This is a genomic window from Pseudoalteromonas sp. Of7M-16 (assembly GCF_022347805.1).
Classification (GTDB): domain Bacteria; phylum Pseudomonadota; class Gammaproteobacteria; order Enterobacterales; family Alteromonadaceae; genus Pseudoalteromonas; species Pseudoalteromonas luteoviolacea_F.
In genome coordinates this window covers 1-1765 of sequence record NZ_JAKRFY010000056.1, presented here as the reverse complement: position 1 = coordinate 1765, position 1765 = coordinate 1, and the positions used below count along the sequence as shown (strand labels likewise).

2 protein-coding genes and 1 pseudogene are annotated in these 1765 nt (G+C 38.6%); all 3 read left to right on the top strand.

What is annotated here, in order from left to right:
• On the top strand, positions 1-636 hold a 636-nt coding region (locus MHN81_RS27910), incomplete at its 5' end, for a hypothetical protein (protein ID WP_239427372.1).
• A gap of 2 nt (positions 637-638) precedes the next feature.
• A complete protein-coding gene (locus tag MHN81_RS27905) occupies positions 639-1289 on the top strand; it encodes a hypothetical protein (protein WP_239427371.1) in 651 nt (216 codons plus the stop codon).
• A 400-nt stretch (positions 1290-1689) separates the two neighbouring features.
• A pseudogene (locus tag MHN81_RS27900) lies at positions 1690-1765 on the top strand (Mobile element protein); the annotation flags it as partial.

Sequence of the window (1765 nt, the reverse complement as noted above, 5' to 3'; positions counted from 1 at the left end):
GTTGGAGGTGTGTTTTTACCCGGTGGTGGAGACTTAAAGCTGAGCCAAATTGTAAAAGGCACGGTTATTTCAGCGATAATTGGTGGTACAGTATCGGAGATAACAGGCGGAAAGTTTTCTAATGGCGCTCGTACTGGGGCAATGCAGTATGTGTTGAATCAGGCGAGCATGAGTATTCAGCAAGGTGAGGCTAATTGTAATAAGTGTTATCCAAATGGTGCAGTTCACAAGACAGAAAGACCGGACTGGTTATTGGAGCTTGAAGAGGGTCTAAGTACAATTGCTTATAACCGCATGACTGGAAAATGGGCAGAGCAAGAAGTATTTGATATGCTTGTCTTGGATGAAGGTCAGTATGCAGTGCTTGGTGGAGTGACACTAAGGGTAGGTAGTGATTTCGAACTCAGGTATCCTGATATTACGATCTTTAATGCTAATGGATCACCTTATGCTTTTATCGAAGTGAAGTCTGGTTGGGCAGTACCAACGAGTAGGCAGATTAGGCTAGATACTATTATTCAATCATCCGGAGGATATATTAGCAGAGCTCCTACCATACCGCATGTCGGGAGTCCCAATAGAGTTTTTGGACCTACTCAAGTGGAATTATTTACAGTTCCAATACCTGGATTATAGTTATGAATGAAAATAAAACTAAACAAGAACTTGCTGAAATAGAGGCTGTGTTAAAAGCTTTTGGCTTGAAAAGAGTCTTAAATGAAAAAGGTCACCGAGTTTTTAGTTTACATGGTGCAGAGAACATATCGATTGCTGTAGATCTTAATTGGGATAAATATGGAGATACGCCGTTAGTTTCTATAGGTATTGTAGATAATGACGTCGCACAGGCAATGAATATTCTTACAGGCATTCCAATAAAACTTGTGCAAAATCGATTGTCTTTTGGGATCGCTTGTCAAGCCTCATCCATTAATGAAGGTAAATTTGGTGTTACTGAAGATTTGCAAGAAACCATAACACGGCTTAAATCTTGGTTAACTTATATTAAGAGCAATAGTGAGAGTATAGTTAATGACTATATTCATTCTGTAGAGCTTTATAAATTGCCAACATTTTTCACTGATTGCGCCTTATCATTTGGAGATCGTGATACATATTGGCTCACAGCGGATTTATATCTAATTAGCTTAAAAAAGAAAATAGCTAATAATACTCTAACTGCGCCTTCTTTTGAAGATACGCTTCATTCGGCTAAAGAAAATGGCTATGACATAGAGTCAAATTATGAATTAGGCTTAATTAAGAGTTATGTTTGCAAGAATATTTAAGGTAAACATATAAAAAACATCCAACCCAAAGCCCCAGCACTTGCTGGGGCTTTTTTGTTTCTGGTCGCGTTTCGCCGATTTTTTGGTCACGCCTATTTGACCTGTGTGGTCGTATCTATCAAATTTGTGGTCCATGTGGAGTGCTATATACAGGTGTATATGCCGAATTCAATATGCAAGTGGAAATACATGTGACACCCAACCAAATTTGGGAATAGTCTAATAAGCCGTCTATGCTTTACTAAACGTTAAAGTATGGATGGCTTTTTTTATGGCGATTGCAAGGAAGAGACAAGTTAGTTTGGTACGACAGAAATACATGTGACACCCATTCCAATTTGGGAATAGTGTAAGAAGCCGTCTATGCTTTAATGAATGTTAAAGTATGGATGGCTTTTTTATGGCAATAGCAAGGAAGAGACAAATAAGCTTGGTGGATACCAAGTATTATCACTGTATATCACGATGCGTAAGGC